This window comes from Novosphingobium sp. Leaf2 (assembly GCF_001421325.1).
GTDB lineage: Bacteria > Pseudomonadota > Alphaproteobacteria > Sphingomonadales > Sphingomonadaceae > Novosphingobium.
On the sequence record NZ_LMJY01000001.1, the window covers coordinates 201,081 to 219,005 of the forward strand.

Annotated in this window: 24 protein-coding genes; 1 reads left to right on the forward strand and 23 read right to left on the reverse strand. The window is 64.4% G+C overall.

Translation table 11 applies throughout. The annotated features are described in order from the left end of the window. Nucleotides 1-36 precede the first annotated feature (36 nt). From ASE49_RS01095 to ASE49_RS01190, 23 genes are all read right to left on the reverse strand, one after another. The gene (locus ASE49_RS01095) at nucleotides 37-1,191 is read right to left on the reverse strand and encodes a phage tail sheath subtilisin-like domain-containing protein (protein WP_056767727.1); all 1,155 of its coding nucleotides are present in this window, start codon (nucleotides 1,189-1,191) and stop codon (nucleotides 37-39) included. A gap of 11 nt (nucleotides 1,192-1,202) precedes the next feature. Beyond that, nucleotides 1,203-1,553, reverse strand: a complete 351-nt coding sequence (locus ASE49_RS01100; RefSeq protein WP_056767730.1) for a GPW/gp25 family protein — start codon at nucleotides 1,551-1,553, stop codon at nucleotides 1,203-1,205. 69 nt (nucleotides 1,554-1,622) lie between these two features. After that, on the reverse strand, nucleotides 1,623-1,982 hold the full coding sequence (locus tag ASE49_RS01105) for a thermonuclease family protein (protein WP_056767734.1): 360 nt from the start codon (nucleotides 1,980-1,982) through the stop codon (nucleotides 1,623-1,625). A 19-nt stretch (nucleotides 1,983-2,001) separates the two neighbouring features. Beyond that, nucleotides 2,002-2,559, reverse strand: coding sequence for a phage baseplate assembly protein V (locus tag ASE49_RS01110; RefSeq protein ID WP_056767736.1), 558 nt, complete (start codon nucleotides 2,557-2,559; stop codon nucleotides 2,002-2,004). Then, on the reverse strand, nucleotides 2,556-2,849 hold the full coding sequence (lysC, locus tag ASE49_RS18590) for an Rz1-like lysis system protein LysC (protein ID WP_235522778.1): 294 nt from the start codon (nucleotides 2,847-2,849) through the stop codon (nucleotides 2,556-2,558). Before lysC ends, ASE49_RS01110 begins: the two co-directional genes overlap by 4 nt. Then, complete coding sequence (locus tag ASE49_RS01115; RefSeq protein ID WP_056767738.1) at nucleotides 2,779-3,159, reverse strand: hypothetical protein; 381 nt, start codon at nucleotides 3,157-3,159, stop codon at nucleotides 2,779-2,781. Before ASE49_RS01115 ends, lysC begins: the two co-directional genes overlap by 71 nt. Further along, complete coding sequence (locus ASE49_RS01120) at nucleotides 3,156-3,533, reverse strand: phage holin family protein (RefSeq protein ID WP_056767741.1); 378 nt, start codon at nucleotides 3,531-3,533, stop codon at nucleotides 3,156-3,158. The genes ASE49_RS01115 and ASE49_RS01120 overlap by 4 nt, the downstream gene beginning before the upstream one ends. A 16-nt stretch (nucleotides 3,534-3,549) precedes the next feature. After that, nucleotides 3,550-4,254 (reverse strand): glycoside hydrolase family protein, encoded by a 705-nt coding sequence (locus ASE49_RS01125; protein WP_235522779.1) that lies wholly within the window; start codon nucleotides 4,252-4,254, stop codon nucleotides 3,550-3,552. After that, nucleotides 4,254-4,412, reverse strand: coding sequence for a hypothetical protein (locus ASE49_RS17985; RefSeq protein WP_156370017.1), 159 nt, complete (start codon nucleotides 4,410-4,412; stop codon nucleotides 4,254-4,256). The genes ASE49_RS01125 and ASE49_RS17985 overlap by 1 nt, the downstream gene beginning before the upstream one ends. A gap of 14 nt (nucleotides 4,413-4,426) precedes the next feature. After that, nucleotides 4,427-7,579 (reverse strand): hypothetical protein, encoded by a 3,153-nt coding sequence (locus ASE49_RS01130; RefSeq protein WP_056767744.1) that lies wholly within the window; start codon nucleotides 7,577-7,579, stop codon nucleotides 4,427-4,429. A 10-nt stretch (nucleotides 7,580-7,589) separates the two neighbouring features. Beyond that, complete coding sequence (locus ASE49_RS01135; protein WP_056767745.1) at nucleotides 7,590-8,726, reverse strand: hypothetical protein; 1,137 nt, start codon at nucleotides 8,724-8,726, stop codon at nucleotides 7,590-7,592. Continuing rightward, complete coding sequence (locus ASE49_RS01140) at nucleotides 8,726-9,355, reverse strand: phage tail protein I (RefSeq protein ID WP_056767748.1); 630 nt, start codon at nucleotides 9,353-9,355, stop codon at nucleotides 8,726-8,728. The genes ASE49_RS01135 and ASE49_RS01140 overlap by 1 nt, the downstream gene beginning before the upstream one ends. Beyond that, a complete protein-coding gene (locus ASE49_RS01145; protein WP_082456236.1) occupies nucleotides 9,352-10,257 on the reverse strand; it encodes a baseplate assembly protein in 906 nt (301 codons plus the stop codon). The genes ASE49_RS01140 and ASE49_RS01145 overlap by 4 nt, the downstream gene beginning before the upstream one ends. A 77-nt stretch (nucleotides 10,258-10,334) precedes the next feature. Continuing rightward, nucleotides 10,335-10,601, reverse strand: a complete 267-nt coding sequence (locus ASE49_RS01150) for a BrnA antitoxin family protein (RefSeq protein WP_056767752.1) — start codon at nucleotides 10,599-10,601, stop codon at nucleotides 10,335-10,337. After that, on the reverse strand, nucleotides 10,598-10,843 hold the full coding sequence (locus ASE49_RS01155; RefSeq protein ID WP_056767756.1) for a BrnT family toxin: 246 nt from the start codon (nucleotides 10,841-10,843) through the stop codon (nucleotides 10,598-10,600). Before ASE49_RS01155 ends, ASE49_RS01150 begins: the two co-directional genes overlap by 4 nt. A 52-nt stretch (nucleotides 10,844-10,895) precedes the next feature. Continuing rightward, complete coding sequence (locus ASE49_RS01160; protein WP_056767759.1) at nucleotides 10,896-11,372, reverse strand: phage virion morphogenesis protein; 477 nt, start codon at nucleotides 11,370-11,372, stop codon at nucleotides 10,896-10,898. 3 nt (nucleotides 11,373-11,375) lie between these two features. Next, entirely contained in the window at nucleotides 11,376-11,864 is a 489-nt protein-coding gene (locus ASE49_RS01165; RefSeq protein ID WP_056767762.1) for a phage tail protein, read from the reverse strand. A gap of 3 nt (nucleotides 11,865-11,867) precedes the next feature. Further along, entirely contained in the window at nucleotides 11,868-12,080 is a 213-nt protein-coding gene (locus ASE49_RS01170; protein ID WP_056767765.1) for a tail protein X, read from the reverse strand. 34 nt (nucleotides 12,081-12,114) lie between these two features. After that, a complete protein-coding gene (locus ASE49_RS01175) occupies nucleotides 12,115-12,609 on the reverse strand; it encodes a head completion/stabilization protein (protein WP_056767769.1) in 495 nt (164 codons plus the stop codon). A 119-nt stretch (nucleotides 12,610-12,728) separates the two neighbouring features. Next, nucleotides 12,729-12,920 carry a hypothetical protein gene (locus ASE49_RS18415; protein WP_162234209.1) on the reverse strand — a complete coding sequence of 64 codons (192 nt, stop codon included), beginning with the start codon at nucleotides 12,918-12,920 and terminating at the stop codon, nucleotides 12,729-12,731. Then, the gene (gpM, locus tag ASE49_RS01180) at nucleotides 12,920-13,708 is read right to left on the reverse strand and encodes a phage terminase small subunit (protein WP_082456237.1); all 789 of its coding nucleotides are present in this window, start codon (nucleotides 13,706-13,708) and stop codon (nucleotides 12,920-12,922) included. Before gpM ends, ASE49_RS18415 begins: the two co-directional genes overlap by 1 nt. A 131-nt stretch (nucleotides 13,709-13,839) precedes the next feature. Further along, nucleotides 13,840-14,937 (reverse strand): phage major capsid protein, P2 family, encoded by a 1,098-nt coding sequence (locus ASE49_RS01185; protein ID WP_056767776.1) that lies wholly within the window; start codon nucleotides 14,935-14,937, stop codon nucleotides 13,840-13,842. Nucleotides 14,938-14,987: 50 nt separating this feature from the next. Beyond that, entirely contained in the window at nucleotides 14,988-15,827 is an 840-nt protein-coding gene (locus ASE49_RS01190; protein WP_056767780.1) for a GPO family capsid scaffolding protein, read from the reverse strand. Between the two features lie 181 nt (nucleotides 15,828-16,008). Here ASE49_RS01190 and ASE49_RS01195 point away from each other — a divergent pair, with 181 nt between their 5' ends. Then, the gene (locus ASE49_RS01195) at nucleotides 16,009-17,919 is read left to right on the forward strand and encodes a terminase large subunit domain-containing protein (RefSeq protein ID WP_056767783.1); all 1,911 of its coding nucleotides are present in this window, start codon (nucleotides 16,009-16,011) and stop codon (nucleotides 17,917-17,919) included. The last annotated feature ends 6 nt before the right edge of the window (nucleotides 17,920-17,925 follow it).

Here is a 17,925-nt window from a genome sequence, read left to right on the forward strand (position 1 = left end):
ATGGCCGGATCCTTTCAGGAAAGAGGGTGCTGCGGATCAGACCAGCTGGTCTGCGAAATCCGAGTAGTAGAAATCGGTGATGACCAGATCGACCGTTGGGTTTTCCATCGGTGCGCAGGGCGTGAACTGGAACCGGAAGGTCGGCTTGCCGGCGGCGAGCTGATCCGAGGTGTTGCGCGCTGCATCGAAAAAGAACTTCGCACCAACGATCCGCCCCTGGGTGACGAGCGCGCGCGCGGCGGCGTTCATCTTTTCCAGCAGGTTCTTGATCTGGCCGACAGTGATCGGCTGATCGACGAACGGCTGCATCGTGGTGGCGATGATATCCTGCAGCGCGTAACTGCTGCGCACCGCGCTTTCGAACGCGAAGTCTGGCTGCTCTTCGCCTGCCGTGGTGCGGTTACCCCAGAAGCGATAGCCATCGGTGCGGATGATCGTGGTGACGGGCGCGTCGTTGAGCAAGCCGGCGTCGGTAGACGGGTCGAGCAGGTCGAAATGCACATCCTTGGTGATCGACAGCACACCGTCCATCGGCACGTTGGACAAGGTCTTGTGCCACCCGATCTCCTGATCGATGCGGGCGCGCAGGCCCAGCGCGCGCGCCACGGCATCGCCGGTCCACGCGTTCGTGTCCGGCCAGATCAGCATCAGTTCGCGGGCCGAGAAGTTCTCACGATACAGGATCGCGGCTGCGATATCGGCGCCGATCGCGCGGGCATAGGCGAAGCCGCGCAGCTTCCTGGCGGTGATGACCAGTTCGGTGGTTACAGCCTGGGTGTCGAGCCCCGGTGCGCCGATAATGCGAGGGCGAGCGCCCACCAGACTTTCCGCAGCGAGCAGGGCCTGCAGGCCGGTGTAAGTGCTGCCGTCCGTTTCGCCGATGACGTTCGCATCCGTTTCCGCCGAAGTTGCGCCTTCTTCCACCCGCACCACCACAATGATGGGGCTGGACTGATCGCCGATCGCTTCGAGCGCCGGCTTTAGCGTGCCCAGCTTGCCCGCCTTACCCGCAGCGATATCAACGCTTGTGATGAGAACCGGCGTGTTGAGTGGAAAGGCAGCGTTGATCTGGGCGGCATCGTCCCCCACGCCAGGCTTGCTGGTGGCGATCAGGCCGATCTTCGCCATACTGGCGAGGGTGGCGATGACGGTGCTGTCGGACGATTCGGTAAGGGTCAGGCCATGGGTCATGGGGACGTGCCTCAGCTCGCGATGGGAATGGAAAGGGTGACTTGCGCGTTGGGCGCGGGGACATCGGTGCGCTTGCCGGCAATCGAGATAGTGAGGTTGCCGTCCGCAAACGTGCCTGCCACGCCGATCTTGCCGATCGCGATGCGAGGCTCCCATTGCCGTATGGCAACGGCGGTTGCGGCGCGCATGAGCATGATGGTGGCGGCATTGATCGGACGGTCGATAAGTTCGAACAGCAGCGATCCGAAGTCGCGATACCGGATACGTGTGCCGAGCGGCGTGCACAGGATCTTGCCAATCGACTGCGCAAGGTGCGCGGTGCCGTCGATCTGCTTTCCGGTGGTGGCGTTCATCCCGATCATGGGAGAAGCCAAGCGCTTTCGCGCGCGTATTATCCAGTGGCGGGCTGGGTAGAGGGTGGCGTTACCTGTTCAACGCGCCCACCGGCGCGCAAGGCCGCGCGCGATCAGATAATCTCCGGCGTCTTTGCCGTCGACGATAACCTTGACCAAGGGCCGGCCATAGAAATCCTGCTGCCCGATGTATTTGATCGTGACCGGACCCGACGCCATGAACCGCTGCAATGCGGCCTTGGCAGCTTGTCCTTTTGCGTTGTCGCACCAGTGTGTGGTCCGCTTCCTTGGCTGGCATGACGGGGACCCAGCAACCTCGGGGGCATCGATCAGCGCAAGGCGCAGCCGCTGTCCATCGCATCGCTTGAGCGTATCGCCATCATGGACGTAGGCCACGCATTGCGAAGCGGCGGCGAGCAGGATCAGGGACGAGAACATGACTGGAACGTAGCCTCGATCACTCGGGTGCGCCAGTCTTCGCCCCACCCGCGCTGACACCGGAATGGACATGGTTTTTCAAACTGACGCCCTGACCGGTGACATCGCCGGTCGCCGTGATCTTGCCCTCCACCGTCACGTCGCCCTGGATCGTCATCCCGCCCGGTGCTTCGATGCGGGCGGTTCCCCCGCCAGGCAAGATGGCCGTCAGAGCGTGTAGCTGGGGATCGTAGCCGATGCGCGCGCCGTCCTCGTATTCTACCAGTTCGGCGAGCCCGGAAGCTGGGAGCGGGAAGGCATCCTGTTCGATGCCGGGCAATGCGATCGCTGCGGCAAGCTGGCCATCGGGGCATAGCAGGATCACCTGCTCGCCGACGCTGGGTGGGCTCCACACGCGGGTCTTGCCGCAGCGTGGCGCGAGCCAGCGGATAGACGGGGTCGTCGCTCCGCCGGCATCGTCATCATCGGCAGCGCCATAGCGAACCGTGCAGCGCCTGGCGTTCAGATCCACGCTGGCGATCGTGCCCAGGCGGATCAGTTCGGACAGGTCGGCGGGGATGTCTTCCTGTTCCCTCACGGCGCGGCCTGCTCAACGACCCGCGCAGCGGCCCGCGCCTTTGCATCGTGGTCACGGATGGCATCCACCTTGGCCGCGCACTTTTCAAAGCCCTCCTTGTAGATTCCGCGACTGGTGACGATGTCGCCGGTAGAGACCAGCGCGATGTCCTGCACCGTGCATCGCGTCATCAGCCCGGCGGGGATGCCATCGTAGACGGGCGGGGGCGCCGATGCGACTTCACTTCTTGTCGAGCAGCCGGCGCAAATCAGCAGGGATAGGGCGAGACATATATTCTTTGACCTCGGCATTGCTGGCTTCCAGTTCCTTGAGTTGCGTGGCGGCGGCGGTGTTCTGCTGTTCGATCAGCGCCAGCTTGTCCTCGAGCAGCAGGACGTTGCGCTGTTCCAGCTCGCGAAGCCGGTTCTGCTCGGCAGCGTGCGCAGCCCACCCCTTATTGGTGGCGACGAGTTCGCCGATCTGGGCTTCCTTCGCCTCAAGCTGCGCGTTCTGCCGTTGGATGTGTAGCCAGGCCACAACGGTGGCGCCGAGGCCGCACACCGCCATGACACCAACCATGGCAAAAATCTGCGATCGGAAAGGTTTCAACAGGCTGATCATGGCTGGTCTCCCTGCGCTGCGTTCTCCCTGTGCTTGGCCGCTGCGACACGCGTATCGGTGTTGGCCCGCAGCTTGATGCCAAGCCGTTCGTAAACGATGCGCTCGAGCAGGCGGATCGAGACGTTTGCCCCCAACCATCCGAAGATACCCACGACGAAGCCGGACCACAGCGGGTCGATCGCCATCGCGCGACATAGCAGCATGACGAGGAAGCCGACGAAGCCGGATGAGACCGCCTCGGTCAGCGCGCGCCATCCGCTCAGCTCGTTGCCTTTGTCATGCTCCCGCATCACGTAGCCCAGCAGACCGCCGACACCGGCAAGCACGGTGTAGCCGATCGAGGTAAGCCAATCCGACAGTGAGAAATGTTCCATTAGGCCCCCGGCTGCATCACGATGGCGTGAGGAACTGATCGTTCACCCACGCCTCGTTACCTTGATAGATGAAGCGCACCCAGTCGCCGGCATCGTGTAGCACGGTGACCGGCGTGCCGCGTTTGAGCGCACCCAAACGCGTAGCGCTGGCCGATGGCTTGGAGCGCACGTTAAGACCCGATGCGGCATTCACCACGCGCACGTCCGTGGTCGCGATCGGCAGCGGATGCCTCACGGCAACTGGCATTGAGCTGATGTAGAGTGCAGCTTCATCGGCGCGCCGCGCTTTGAGGCCGTCCATCACCTTGCCGTCGTTTTGATTCCAACGCGGAAACTGCGCGGCTGCGTCGTCGAACCGGCCAGCCCTGTGCAGCTGGCCCAGTGTCGCCGACCGGATCGCGCCGGTATTGTAATGAAACGACACCAGCGCATCGAACTGTGCCTGTGAGGTGGGTGCGGTGCCCAGAAAGGTGGCGACTTCGCGGACGTATCGCTGGATATCGACGTCGAAGCGCGCATCGCACTGCGCCTGTGTCCAGATCACGCCCTTCTTAACGTCGGCACCGGTCGAGCCCCACCCGATCGTCCACGGCTTGCCATCGGCACTGCCGGGATCGGGATAGGCATCGAACCTGCCATCCTTCCGCTTTTTCGCGCAGCCTTCCCATTTTTGGATGAGGCCCTTGCCGGCAGCGCCGAGGGTTCGTGCCACCTCGCTCATCATGCGTCGCTTTCGACAGCCGGCGTATCACCGCTTCCGACCACGCCAGCGGTCAGCTGGGCGGTGTAGAGCCGGATCGATTCGCCCAGCATGTAAGCGAGGTCCTCGTTGCCTGTATCGACGGCCTCCTGGTACGCGGCTTGTAGCTTTTCGAGCATGACGGGGTCCTTCGTTACAGGGCGAGCAGAGAGGGCAGCAGCTGGTCGAGCGGCGTGTAGAAAGTGCGCATCGGCGATGGCCATTCGACCTTGCGGTAGCCGGCGCGCGGGTCCTCGCTGACCGAGACCTGGCGCAGCTTGCCGCACACCGCCCACATGGGATTGGTGGCCGGCCCCTGCGCGGTCGAACCGACCAGCAGCGCACCCACCTGCGACACCGGGCAGTTCACCGCCGTGATGGGCAGGTTGGCGGCATCGGGCACAGCCGCGCTGACATCGATCATGAACATCCGGTTGCCCCGGTAATCCTGACCGAGGCCGGGATATCCGGCCACGAGCAGGCGGTTCGATGCAGGGTCCGACGCCACATGCCGGATATCGACGTCCGCCTTGATCGTGCGCGAAGTCCACGAGCCGCTCAGGCCCGTGGTAGACGTCAGCATCGTGCCACGCGCGCCGAACAGGAAGTACAGCCCGTTGCGGTACGCGGCGCGCGTAAGCCGCACTGCCCACCCGCCGATGCCGGCGGGCGCGGCGTCGGTTGCCGTCAGGCTGTTGGCCCATGTCGCCCCGGTATCGGCCGATACCACCGCGCCGCCGACCGTGCCGGTGGTTCCCGCAGCATCGGAACCGCACAGCACGATCGTGGCGCCGTTACGGGTGCCGCCGCGCAGCTGATACGTGACGCCCGAGGCGCGCGCCTGGACGGTATTGGCCGCCGCGTCGTATTCGATGATCGTACCGTCCGCGCAGCCGAACCAGACCTTGCCGTCCGTGCCGTTGCCGGTCACCGCGCACGTGATCGTCTTGCCGGCAAGGCCCGGCGTGGCCAGATCCACAGCGGCGGGGAGGCTGTTGTTGAGATCGCCCACAGCATAGCGAAGGATCACGGCATTGCCGCCGCTATCCTTGCCGTAAGCAATGACCCAGTTGCCGACGTTCACCTTGAATACGCCGGCAAGGCCGGTCAGGGCATAGCCACTGAGCGCGGTCCATTTCGGCGACACGAGGCCCGTCTGTCCCGAGACGTTGGGGGCAAAAACGTAGACGCCCTTCTGGGTCAGCACGTGAAACTGCTGGTATGCGGCAGACGATGCGTTCTGTATCCAGCACGCGCCAAGGATTTCTTCGCCCAGCGACGCAGCGGCCTTGATGCCATCGTCGCCGATCACCTGCCCCTGCGGCCCGCGCAGCAGGCCGGCGGTGCCACCACGCTGGGTGCGCACGAAGGTGGCACCCGTGGGCGGCGTGACACCGGTGATCACGCTATCGGTGAAGGGCACCGTGAGGGTGTTGGACTGCGCCCAATTGGTGAATTCATTCGAGCCTTCGCCCTCGATCACGCAATTCGTGAAAGACACCGAGGCGGTGCCGGTCGCCGACCACCACTGACCAAGCACCCGATCGCCGCCGACCAGCGCTTCATGATGGAAAAATTCCAGGGAGCCGGGCGCGTTGATGCTGCGCAGGAACAGCCCCTCGCGCGATCCGCCGCATGATCCGCCGAATACGGAAACCTTCTGCCCGGCAAGCGCCGGTGGCGACCAGCACGCGCCGTTGCTGCCAGTGCCGGTATGGACGATCAGCGGCTCATAGACACAGGCCGCCGAGCCGATGCCCATGGACTTGATGCCCTGCAGCACGGGCCGGATGAAGAAGGTGCCGCGCGTCAGCGGACCATACGTGCTGCCGGGCGTTGCATCACCGCCAGCACCCAGCGCCTGGCACTCGGTCGCCTTCAGATCGAACACGACCAGCGCGTCCGCAATGTCATTGCCCTGGTTGGAGCCGTGCCCGCCGAACAGCTTGTCCAGCTGGCCGTTGTAGCCCCATGCTTCGCCGCCATAGCTGATCGTCGCCCGCTTTTTGGGGCCACCGTTGAACATGTGCCAGGCATACCCCGCCGACCCGGTCGGGTTGCGACCGCGCATGTTGGGAAGCCGGCCTTGCAAGCCGCAGATGAACGACCCGTGGCATGACGGGTAGTAGACGTCGATCGTGGCATCCCGGGTGTTGGCGTCGAACAGTTCGACGCCGTTGTGTGCCCAGCCACCGAAGACGGTGAAGTTGGTCTCGAATGTCCAGCCCACACCGAATGCCGGCTGCTGGCGCTGCTGGGTGGTCCACGTCAGTCCATTGGGATCGATGCCGGCCGGCAACCGGGCATAGATATCGTGATTGCCCCAGACGAACCCGTTGGTGGTGCCGCTGGGCGTGCCGCCGACCACCGGCCCGTTGCGCTGGGAGTAGTTGTAATCCGGCGCGGCTTGCAGAGCGGTCAGGATCTGCGCCTCGCTTTGCAGGCCGGTGGTATTGTTCACCGCGCACGGGACGTAGCCGGCGAACAGGCCGGTGTATTCCTTGTTCGCCTGGCCGTGCGCGGCCACGCCGCCGCTGCCGACGGTCCAATAGACGCCGGGCGCCTTCCAGACGTTGGGATAATTGGCAGCATCGGGCTGCGTCCACGCGGCCACGAAGGGATCATAGGCGTCGAAGAAACAGCCGTTGCCCACAAACTTGCGACCCGGATAAGCTCCGGCGGCGACGTTTTCCTTCACGATGACGACATTGCCGTTGGCGTTCGGCTTGATCGCGATCGTGTCACCCGGCAGCGAAATCTGCACCGCCTTCATGATCGTCGCAAAAGGGTTGGCGTAGCTGCCCGAGCCGGCGGCGTTGGAACCTGCAGCGATATCCACCCAGAACGTGGCCGGGCCATCGGTCATCACCCGGATGAACACGAGAGCGTTGCCGGTCTTGCGATACAGCGCCCGGCGTCCACCCTGGCTTTCGTCCGTGAAGACCTGCACCACGGCGTTGGCCGGGATGCCGGCCAGCGCTGCCGTTGCTGCGGCCTTGGTGTCATAGTTCTGGCCGGTGCTGGCCACCAGTTCGGAAAAGGCGTGCGCCATATCGGCGGCACCCAAGGCGGTCGATGCGCTGCCGGCGCTGTCGAGCGCATATTCGCGCGACGACTTGGTGCCGGGACCGCCGGGAGCGGTGCCGCTGGCCCACTTTGCCGAAAGGTCGATGAACGGCTGCGCCAGCGCGCCGATGAGCGCGCCGATCGGCGAGCGGCGCATGACGCCGGCCTTCACGACGGGCACGGTTTCGCTGCCGTCGATGTCGGCGGGGGCGAGCGCGGGAAGCTGGGTGATCTTTGCCATGTGTGTTTCCTCAGACGCCGATCGTGCGGACCCAGATTGTCACGAGGCGATCGTCGGCGTTCCAGAAGCGGATGCCGGTGGGCGCACCATTGCCGTCAGTCAGGATCGCGGTGATGCCGGTGTTCTGCTGGATCTGCGTGTTCGCCGCCTCGGTGCTGAGCCCGAAGGTGGGATGCACCCACGCCTGATGGCCCACCGGCAGGTTGTAGACGGCATAGGCATCCTGCCCGATCGTGATCTGCCCCCAGGTGACCTTTTTGCCCGAGGCGAAAACTTCGAACCCGCCGTTCGCCACCAGATTGCTCTGGGCGATCCGATCGTAATCCGCAGCGTCGTGCCCGTCGAGCAGGTCGGCATCGAGGCCCGAGCCGGTGCCATCGACGGTCAGCAGCTTGGCCAGCACATCGGCGGCGGTGTAGGCGGCGGCGGGCAGGCGGGTGTTGATATCCGCCTGCAGCGCAACGTCCGCATCGTGGCGCGCCGCCGCTTCGACGTTGAGGGCGGCGATCAGGCCATTGTCCCCGTTGATGCGAGCCTGTCCTTCGTTGCCGATCGCGGCGTTGAGCGCCGCGTCGGCATTGCCGCGCGCCTGCGCTTCATTCGCGATCGACTGGATCAACGGCAGCAAGCGGTTGGCCAGTTTTAGCACCGTGACGAAGCGGGCGTCGTCCGTGCCTGCATCGACCTCCGCTTGCGTGGCGATCTCGGCGACGCCGCGCATGCTCTCGGTGGCCGGCGGATAGGTGAAGACCGCGTTGCCGTAGGAGATGCTGGCAGCGAGATCGGCCTCGAACGCGATATCGAGCGCGATCAGCGCAAACGCTGGTCCCGCCTTCGACATCACCACGTCGGGGCTGGTATGCACCGCGAACAGCACGCCATCGTCCATGAACAGGCCAAAGCCGGTCATCGACCAGACATCGCCTGAGGTATCATAGGCCGTCAGGTGCGTGATGTTGGGCGCAGCGGCGATGCCGGATTCGACCACGACGCGCTTGAATTCGCCCGGCAGGGCGGTGAGCGTGGGCGCATAGGCAAACGGCGTGGCGCTCAAGCCGAGGTGCGATAGGATCACGGGATCGGAACCGGACGCGCCCTGCACGGCGGCGAGGCCCGCGTTCGTGAGCTTGAGTTCAAGCGCGGCCATCAGCTGGTCTCCCAATAATCAAGGCCGTCCTCGGTCAGCACCGGCTCTCCGATCTCGGTCTGGAGAACGGCGTTCCAGTCGCGGCTCGTGTCGAGGGTGGCGGCAAAGTCGCTGCGGAACATCGCGCCGGCCAAGCCGCCCGCCGCCATGTAGAGCGCTGCCTGCGCTTCCAGCGTCTGCACGAAATCGAAGTGCGCGCGCAGCGGCTTGGCGGCGGCGACATCCCGAATGATCGCTTCTGCTGTCTCCAGCGTCAAAAAGCTGGCCGGAATTTCCAGCGCGGACGCCCGAACCTCGAACGTATGAGGCGGCAGTGGCGGATTGGCTTCCCACCACTCGGTAATGGTGAGGAGCGGGTGGAAACGTGCCAGCACCTCTGCAACGGCGGCACGGGTGCCTTTGCGCTTGTGAAACGGGATGGCGTCGGCGATGGCGGCGCGCTTTTGCGCCTCGGTCCAGTCCGTATCCCAATGGCTGATGGCCAGCCCCCACGCGAGGAACGGCAGATCAGCCGCCGGGCACGTTGCCGGGTTCCACGACGTGCCGATCGCGGAGAGATCGATGCGCGCCAGCATCGCCTCTTCCAGCGCGCGCTCAGCAGCATTTTCGGCGGGTGTCAGCAGGCTCACAGTTCGGTCCCCGCGATGCTGACCGAAACGGACGTCGCGGTGGCGACCTGACTGAAATCGATCGCGACATCGGCGGCGGGTTGCAGCAGCTCTACGCGCTGGACATTGCCGACATGCAGGGCCGCGACCAGCGCCGAGCGTGCGACATCGCGGCCCAGCTTGCGCACTTCGGCCAGATGCGCCGCCACCGAGGCCTGCGCCGTGGCAAGGATCAACCCCTGATCCGGGCCGGCGAACACGAACAAGCGCGCTTCGACCGTGAAATTCACCAGCTGCGCGGGCTGGACGGTGACATGATCGGTCAACGGGCGCACGTCGCCTTGCAGCACAGCCTCGACAGCCGCGATGACCGCAGGGGCGGGCACGCCGGTGCCGCTGGCCGAAAGAACCGTGACGACCACTTCGCCGGGTGACGGGGAGATGGCCGTCGCGTCCGCGACATCGCCGTGAGCAGAGCGGGCATGGAAAACGTAGGCGAGTTCCGGCCCCGCCACCGAAAAGCTGTGCGGGGCGAGCTGGATGCGCTGCCGAAAAGCGGTATCGCTTTCCATTACGGCAGGCGTCGTTCCGGTGGCCTGGGCCACCACCAGACGCGGCACATCCATCAAAGCGCCGAGCTGGTCGAGGTTGGCGCCTGCGGCAAAGGCCAGCAACATGCCGCGCGCCGCGTCGTTGAACGCCTGCGCCAGCACGACCTCATCGTAGCAATCCGCTTCGAGGAGCAGGATCGCCGGATCGCTTTCCACCAGCGCTGTGAACGCAGGCATTTGCGCGACCAGACGCGCGATCTTACCCGCGAGCCGCGTCTCATAGTCGGGCTGATCGACCAGGACGGGTGCGGGCAAGGTCGACAGATCGACGGCGGGGGAGGAGGCGATGGAACCGACCATACCCGCAGGCATGGCGCAGGTTCATGCGCGCGCGGTAGAGGCTGGCACGGTAAAGGTGGGTGCTACCGCAAGCGCCGCAGAAACAAAGATTAGTGGGCGTTCACCCAGTCCCGCAGGGCATCGTTGATGCGCGACTGCCAGCCCGGCCCGCCTGCCTTGAAGTGTTCGATCACCTCGGGCGACAGACGGATGGTCGTGCTGACCTTGGTGGGCGCTTTCCCACGCCCCCGCATCGTTTTGGCCAGCTGCGGGAATGCTTCGGTGAACGGCACCGCCTTGGCAAAATCCGCCTCGGTCCATTCCGGGTTGTCGCTGACCGCGTCCATGTCTGCTTGCGTGTAATCGGGCTTCGTCATTCCAGTAACCTCCGTTCCTTCGGGCTGGCCGGGCGGGCGGAGATGATCGAGACCCCTTCCGAACCCAGCACCGCAAAGATCACCGCGATCACGCCGTTGAGGTGGCCGATAGCAGCGAACCGGCCATCCTTGGCGGGTGCCACGATGGCCGATGCGAAGAAGTCCTCACCGATCGCAGCGAAATCAATCCCGTGCTTGGCGAGATTGGCGTTACGCTTCGGTTCGTCCCATACGATGATCATGTATTTTGTGTAGTAACAATTTGCTAATACGTCAAGGCAAATTGTTACTACATCAGTCAGGAGGCGAGATCAGCGATTCCGCGATTTCCAAGGCGCGCCGCTCGTCCTCAGCACCGATGCCAAGGATACCGCGCACCGGATAACGGTATCGGATAGGCTCGCCGCTTCTGCGCCGACCGACGACGTCTACTTCGCCGAACTGGCTGACCGCTGCGACCCGATCGACGCTGCTGGACGCGGGCTTGATTTCGACGCCATCGCCGTCCGCAAGGATCTTCCAGTTGCGCAGGCGTCGCAGGCCCTTGAACATTTTGCCGCCCTGCCTCCGCAGCTTTCCACGTCCGTCCAGACGTGGTTTGCGCGGCTCCATTGCGCGACCGTCCGGGTCAACGTTGGTGGCAATCCGCTGAAGGTTGGCCCGCCGGATTGCCTGCCCCAGCTGCATGATCGCGCGCTGCCGCTTCTCGGGCTCGATCGCCGCGAGAATGTGGGAAAACCACCGTTCGAATTCGGATAGGTCTTGCGCCACTTATCAGGGATCCCACGGCGGCGCGTCTTCATCGATCTCGTAGCCTTTCAATATCGGTGCGGGCTCGGGATGGATGATGCTGAGAAGGTCATCAAACAGTGGGTCCGGCTCGTTGCGATATTCAATGGCATAGCCTCCGGCAGCGCCAGGGGTGGCGCTGATCGCCTGGTCAAGCTGCAACTGGATCAGCACATCGGCAGTGGCGTTGTCGAGGATGTCGGCATCAAAATTGATCGCGTCTTTCGCTGGCATCATCAGGTCCGGCTGATTGGCCCTTGCCCATTCGAATACGGCAAGAAACAGGACGGCGATGTCGCTGGCCATTTCCACAACCAGGACGTTGAGCTGGAAGGCCATAGTCAGACCCCGGCCTGCGGTTTGTGTCGAGCGGGCAGACCCGCGCTCGATCCAGAGCCTTAAGCGATCGGGGTCCTTCGCCAACTCAGGCAGCGCAGTCAGGATCGCGACCTTCAGGGTGTCGATCTTGCGCATCCGTCAGTCCCACAGCTTTACGGTTTCGAGCACGGGGGGTGCAGCCTGCGCCATATCGGGCAGCGCGACGGCGGTGCCAGCGGGCAAGCGCGGGCCAAGCGCGGCAAGGCCGGGGTTGAGCGCCAGCACCTGTTCGGTCACCGCGCGCGTGCGGCCTAGCTCGCGCCAGCAGATCGCGTCGACTGTGTCGCCAGCAAGAGCGATGGCGATGGTCATTCTGGCGCGCGTGTGCAGAGAGCGAACGAAGGCATCAGATCAAATCCACTCGATTGCGGGGGACAGGCACGGCGGCTCCGATGCTGCGCAAATCGGCAACCGCAGCCAGCGCGATGCGGCGCGAATCGTCGGCGGTCAGTACCTTTTCAGCGGCGCGATCCAGGCCATCGTCGGTGGCTGCGATGTCGCGATATTGGCCCTGCAACTCAGCTGCGGCGAAGTAGATGACGACACGTTCCCACAGCGCGACCGCCATGTTGCGCCCGTTGAGCGTAAGCGCCGTCGTCTGCGCGAGACCGGTAAGGCCGGCACCGGCGCGCTCGCTGCGCCAGCTCGACAATTCGCGGAAAGCGTGCAGCATGCCGCCTTCGATCGCGGCGATCAGGCGCGGGGTGGGAACGGCGCCATCGCCAAGCCGGGGTATCTCCCGCACCGTGGTGAGCTGGATCGGCGGGAACCACCCGTCTGCCACGACTTCGGCGTTTACCGGGTCGGCAGCGGAGGCGGGATAGGCGACAAGGCCGGTCATCGTCGATCCTTCAAAACGGTTGTCGGGGGGTGGGGACGGGCTGGCTGGCAGACCGCAAGCGGCTACCTGTCAGACCGTCCGCCCCCCGAGCGCCGTGGGGCGTCTATGTGGCGGCGGCCTCAAGCGAGGCCGGCGCGCCGGGTCTCGAAGATCGACCGGGGCTGCGCATGGTAAGGCTTTGCGGCAGCGCCGATGAAGGGGAAAGCGATGGTCTCCATGACGGCGATGGCAAAAGCGAGTGCCGGCATGGTGCAGAAGGCAAGGGCCCCAATGAGGGCGCGAGCAAGGCTGAAACGGTGAGGTCGGGACATTACGGATCTCCGTTGCTGGTGGGCTGGTCGGTTTGCGTGTCGGTATCGCCGAGCGCCTTGAGCAGCCGCTCCAGATCCTTGATGTCGGTTTTGACGCCTACGTCGTTGTAGAGCGCGAGGGCGCGCTGCAGATGGGTGAGGGCCTCGGTCGCAAAGGCGGACTTACCGCCCGCCGGGGCATTGTCGGCGGATGGATCGAAGGTCTCGGCGCGGCGACGGAATGCGCGACCGATCGCCTTGTGCAGCTTGGCCTTGGCCGGGTCGGGCATGTCGGCGCCGTCCACCAGCGCGAGGACCTGCAGCAGCTGTTCGAGGCTAACCAGTTCGTGCTGGGCAAGTGCCACGGTGGCGATGTCTTCGGCGAGGAAACACGCGACGGTGCGATTGTAGCGTTCGGGCAGTACCAGGCCGTGCTTCAAGGCATGCGCGCCAAGGCGCAGCGCATAATCGAAATCGCGATAGTCGATCGCCCAGACCATATTGGTGACGAGGATTTCATCCTGCACCGCCGTGCCCTGTTCACCGGCCTTCAGCACGCCCTCGATCCAGTCGGCAAATGCCTTTGCGAATTCGGCCTTCATGGGATTGCGCGCCTCGATCGAGGCGGTGTCCGCCAGCGCCCGCAGGTTGTCGTGCAGCAGCACGCGCAAGGCGGCATACTCCTGCCCGGACGCGGTGTTCGTTTCAGGCTCGGGCGCGGTGGTGGGCGTGCGGTGGCTGACGTGATTGGGGCCTGCGCTCTTGAGGCCTCGAACCATTTGCTGGTGGCGTCGGAAGGGACTGACCATGCTGGGCTCTCCTGTTCGATTGATGCCCGCTCGATCCGGCGGCGGGCGGGGGAGCGTCGACGCTACCCCCTGTCTATCGGCTCGGACGGCCCGGCCCGGATGCCAGGTGCCGCCCTCAACGCCCTCGGGTATTACGGGCGATCGCCGAAGGTGATGTTTTCGGCCATGACCGCGAAGTCAGTATCTTCGAAAACGTAGCCTTCGTTGACCGAGTTGTAGTCCACCAGGCTGGCCATGTTTTCCGGTTCATCCTTGATGTACCGGCGGCGCGAGCTTTCCTGATAGTAGATCGACAGGTTCTTGAGCGGAGTGACCAGCATGGTCCCTTCCGGGAAGAAAGGCACGATCGCCGCCGGTCGCCCGCCGATCTGTCGCGCTGACATCACGATGTCCGATACCGCTTGGTCGCTGGTCGATTTGCCACCGTCCATCGTATCCGCCAGCGGGCGGTTGATCATCGGGAAATACTTCTCGTCCACCAGATCCTGGCTGACCACGACGACGTGGTCGGTCGAGGAGCGCGCCCAGCTGGGCATGCCGGCGATCAGGTCGTAGGCGAGGGCATCGACGTTCTTGTAGTCGCCCTGGGCCTCGTTGGCGTCGGGACCGATGTAAATCGGCTTGGCCGTTCCGGTGGCGGTATGGATGTCGCCAGCGGTAACAATGTTGCGGCCCATGACGTGGTCGGAGTTTTCAAGGCGCAGCTTTTGCAGCCACCCGATATTCACGTCTTCGCCAAGCGGATGCGCAACCGGGTCGGTATCGGCGGCGGCGGTAATCCCATGCCAGCCCACGGTGATGCGGCTCAACGCCACCGACGTCGCAACGTGCCGGGCGTAGCGCTGCGCGAAGTCGGGAAACTTCGACCAGGCGTCAATGATCTCCCACGGCAGCCAGGTGTCAAACAGGGTGCTGTAAAGCTGATACTGACGATCCTGCAGCCGCCCGACATACTGCGGCTTGCGCGGCAGGTTGGCGCGCGAGCGGCGGCTCGCGATCATGTTGTTCGCACCCATGCCGATGACCTGGCCAAGGATGTCACGCACGCCGATGACGTTGATGCGATCGAGGAAGCCGACCTGTTCGCGCTGCAGATCTTCAAGGCGCTGCTCGCTGGCCGGGGCAAGCGCAAAATTGCGCGATACGTCGCGGGCGCCGTTGGCCTGTGCGATGGCAGTGAAAAGACCGTCAAGAGCCCGGCGGCCGCGATCGGAAAGATTATAACCCATGATGATGGTCCTGTGGGAGAGTGGTGCGGGGCGGCGGGGGAAGGTTGGGCTTAGAAAATTCCGGCGTAGCCAGCGGCCCCGCCGTCCGAGATCGGGCGGGCGCGAAAGTTGCGGTCGGGCGCGGCTTCCTGCTCCTTTTCGAGCTTGGCGAATTTCACGCCGAGAGCGTCCACTTCGGTGCGCAGTTCGGTGCGCAGCGCGCCAATCTCGTTCGTGATCGCCTCACCATGCGCGGTGAACAGCGCCTTGAAGGCGTTGAAATCAAAGGCCTGCGCAGGCGGGTCTTTCGCATCTTCTTTGGAGGCCGGCTTATCTTCAACCTTGCCGCCGGTGAACTTGGCGAAGGCGCTATCGATCATCGTGCCCAGCTTGGTCAGAAAGGTGTCGCCGGCATCGCCGCCGCTTTCGGCAAATTCGATCAACGCGGCATCGTCGCGCGAAAGGTGGAGGGTGCCGGGCATCTGCCGGTTGAACTGCAGGCGCTCGGTGGCGATCGAGGCGGGGCTGTCGGTAAGCGCGCAACCCATCAGATAGGCGAAGCCCTTGCCGCCGAAATTGGGCTCGATCTCGATCGAGGGATAGACCTTCTGGCTGCCTTCGTTGAGCGCCTTGGCTTCGTCGGTTACGTCGAACACACCGTAGAGGCCCAGGCGCTTTTCGGTCTTGCCGTTGAAGTTCACGTCCACCTCGGCGGTGGACAGTTCCAGCACGTCGCCGAAGGCGCGGAACGGGGCCTGGCCGGTGGCACCGCGGATATGTTCGATATTCAGCCGCGCGCCATAGGTCTTGGGATCGTAGCTGGTCGCCATTTCCTTGAGAAACTTGTCGTCGATGTCGCGACCGTCGACGGTGGAGCCGGCGGTGGCGAGGAGGAAGGGCTTGGTCTTCATGGGTCGGGCTCCGCTTTCGGTCCTGGTGCGTTAGGCAAGAGGGGCGGTTGCGGGCGCCCAGCGTCTGAGATGCCTTCAGGCCCGAGCGCGGACATTCTTGCAACGCGCGGGCGCGGTAGCGCTGGCTTCTACCCGCGCAGGCCATCGCCAGAGGGGGGTAATCGCGGTGCATGGCTGGGCCATGCCCACAGCCGCCTCCCTGACCGCCACGGGCGAAGACGCCGCAATCAGTCGGCAGGTGGGCCGTGCAATGCGCCGCGAAGCGCGTTCGCTGTTCTGGCGCGGGTGGCCGCTGACGGAGATCGCCAACGAGATCGGCGTCAAATACAACACGCTGGCCAGCTGGTCGCGCCGTGACGGTTGGGAAACGGACCCGGCGGTCGCGGTGATCGAGGATCGCCTCGAAGTGAAGATCGCCAATCTGCTCGACAAGGAGCCCTTCACCGAGGGCGACATGAAGCGGGTGGATTTCCTCACGCGCCAGCTCGAGCGGACGGCCCGCATCCGCAAATACGACCAGACCGGGCGCGAAGGCGACCTCAACCCGAAGGTCGCGAACCGCAACAACGACGAGGCCAAGGCTAAGCGAGCGGAAAAGCGCAAAAACCATATCACGCTTGAGCAGTGGCAGGACCTGCTCGACGACTTCCATGCGCGCAACTTCGAATACCAGGAACTGTGGTGGGAACAGCGCGAACAGCGCACCCGCAAGATCCGCAAGAGCCGGCAGGTCGGCGCGACGTGGTATTTCGCCCGCGAAGCGCTGGCCAAGATCGCCGAGGCCGTCCTCAACGGCGAGCAGCCGCGCAACCAGATATTTCTGTCCGCGTCCGAGCGCCAGGCGCTGAAGTTCCGGCGCGAGATCGTCAACTGGGTGCGCCGCGTCACCGGCGTGGAGCTGAAAGGCAAGATCATCGAGCTGGACTTCACCGGGCAATACCCGGTGGACGAGGACAGCGACGCCAAGCCCGTCTCGCTCGACACGGTGGGCTTTTACTTCCTGTCCACCAACAGCGCGACGGCGCAGGGCGAAAGCGGCGATTTCTACTTCGACGAATATGCCTGGGTGCACAATTTCGAGGAATTGAACCGCGTGGCCAGCGGCATGGCGACGCACGAGATCTACAAGAAGACCTATTTCTCCACCCCATCGACCAAGACGCATGGCAGCTATGGCTGGTGGGCGGGCGAGGCATGGAACCTTGGCCGGCCGAAGGGCGAGCAAAAGCCGTTCGACATCAGCACCAAGAACCTGCGGCGCGGCGCGATCATGCCCGACGGCAGCTGGCAGCACGTGCTGACGATCCACGACGCCGTGGAGATGGGCCTGCGCAAGCTGGTCAATGTCGCCCAGCTGCTGATGGATTACGCGACCGATGCCTTTCGCAACCTGTTCGAGTGCGAGGACGTCGACGATTCCGAGAGCAGCTTCCCGTACTCGCTGGTGTCGTCCGCACGGGTCAACAGCTTCCTGACCTGGCGCGATTTCAAACCGGCGCTGATCGACATTCCCGGCGCGCGCCCGTTCGGCGAAAGGCCGGTTTGGATCGGATACGATCCCAACAAGCAGGGCCGTGACGATGCCGCGCTGATCGTCGTTGCGCCGCCCGACCAGGCGGGCGTGGGCAAATTCCGCGTGCTGGAAAAACACCGCCTCAACGGGCGCGATTACGCGGCGCAGGCTGATTTCATCAGGCAGGTCGCAGCGCGCTACCGCGTGACCGACATTTCCATCGACACCACCGGCCATGGCGATGCCGTGTGGCAGCTGGTGAAGAACTGGTTCCCCACCGCCCGCAAGATCGAATATTCCGTCGCCAGCAAGACGGCGATGGTGGTGAAGGCGCAGAACGTTTTCCGCAACCACCGCATCGAGTTTGACGCGGGCTGGACCGACCTGATGGCCGCGCTGATGGCGATCCGCCCGGCGCTTACCGGCAGCAAGAAGGGCGTGACGTACATCGCCAAGCGCAACGGGGAGATCGGCCACGCCGACATCGCCTTCGCACTGCTGCACGCGCTTTCCAACGAACCACTTTCCGCCGGCAGCGCCAGTCAGGCCACCGGCGGCCGTGTCGTATTTTTCGACTGACAGGAG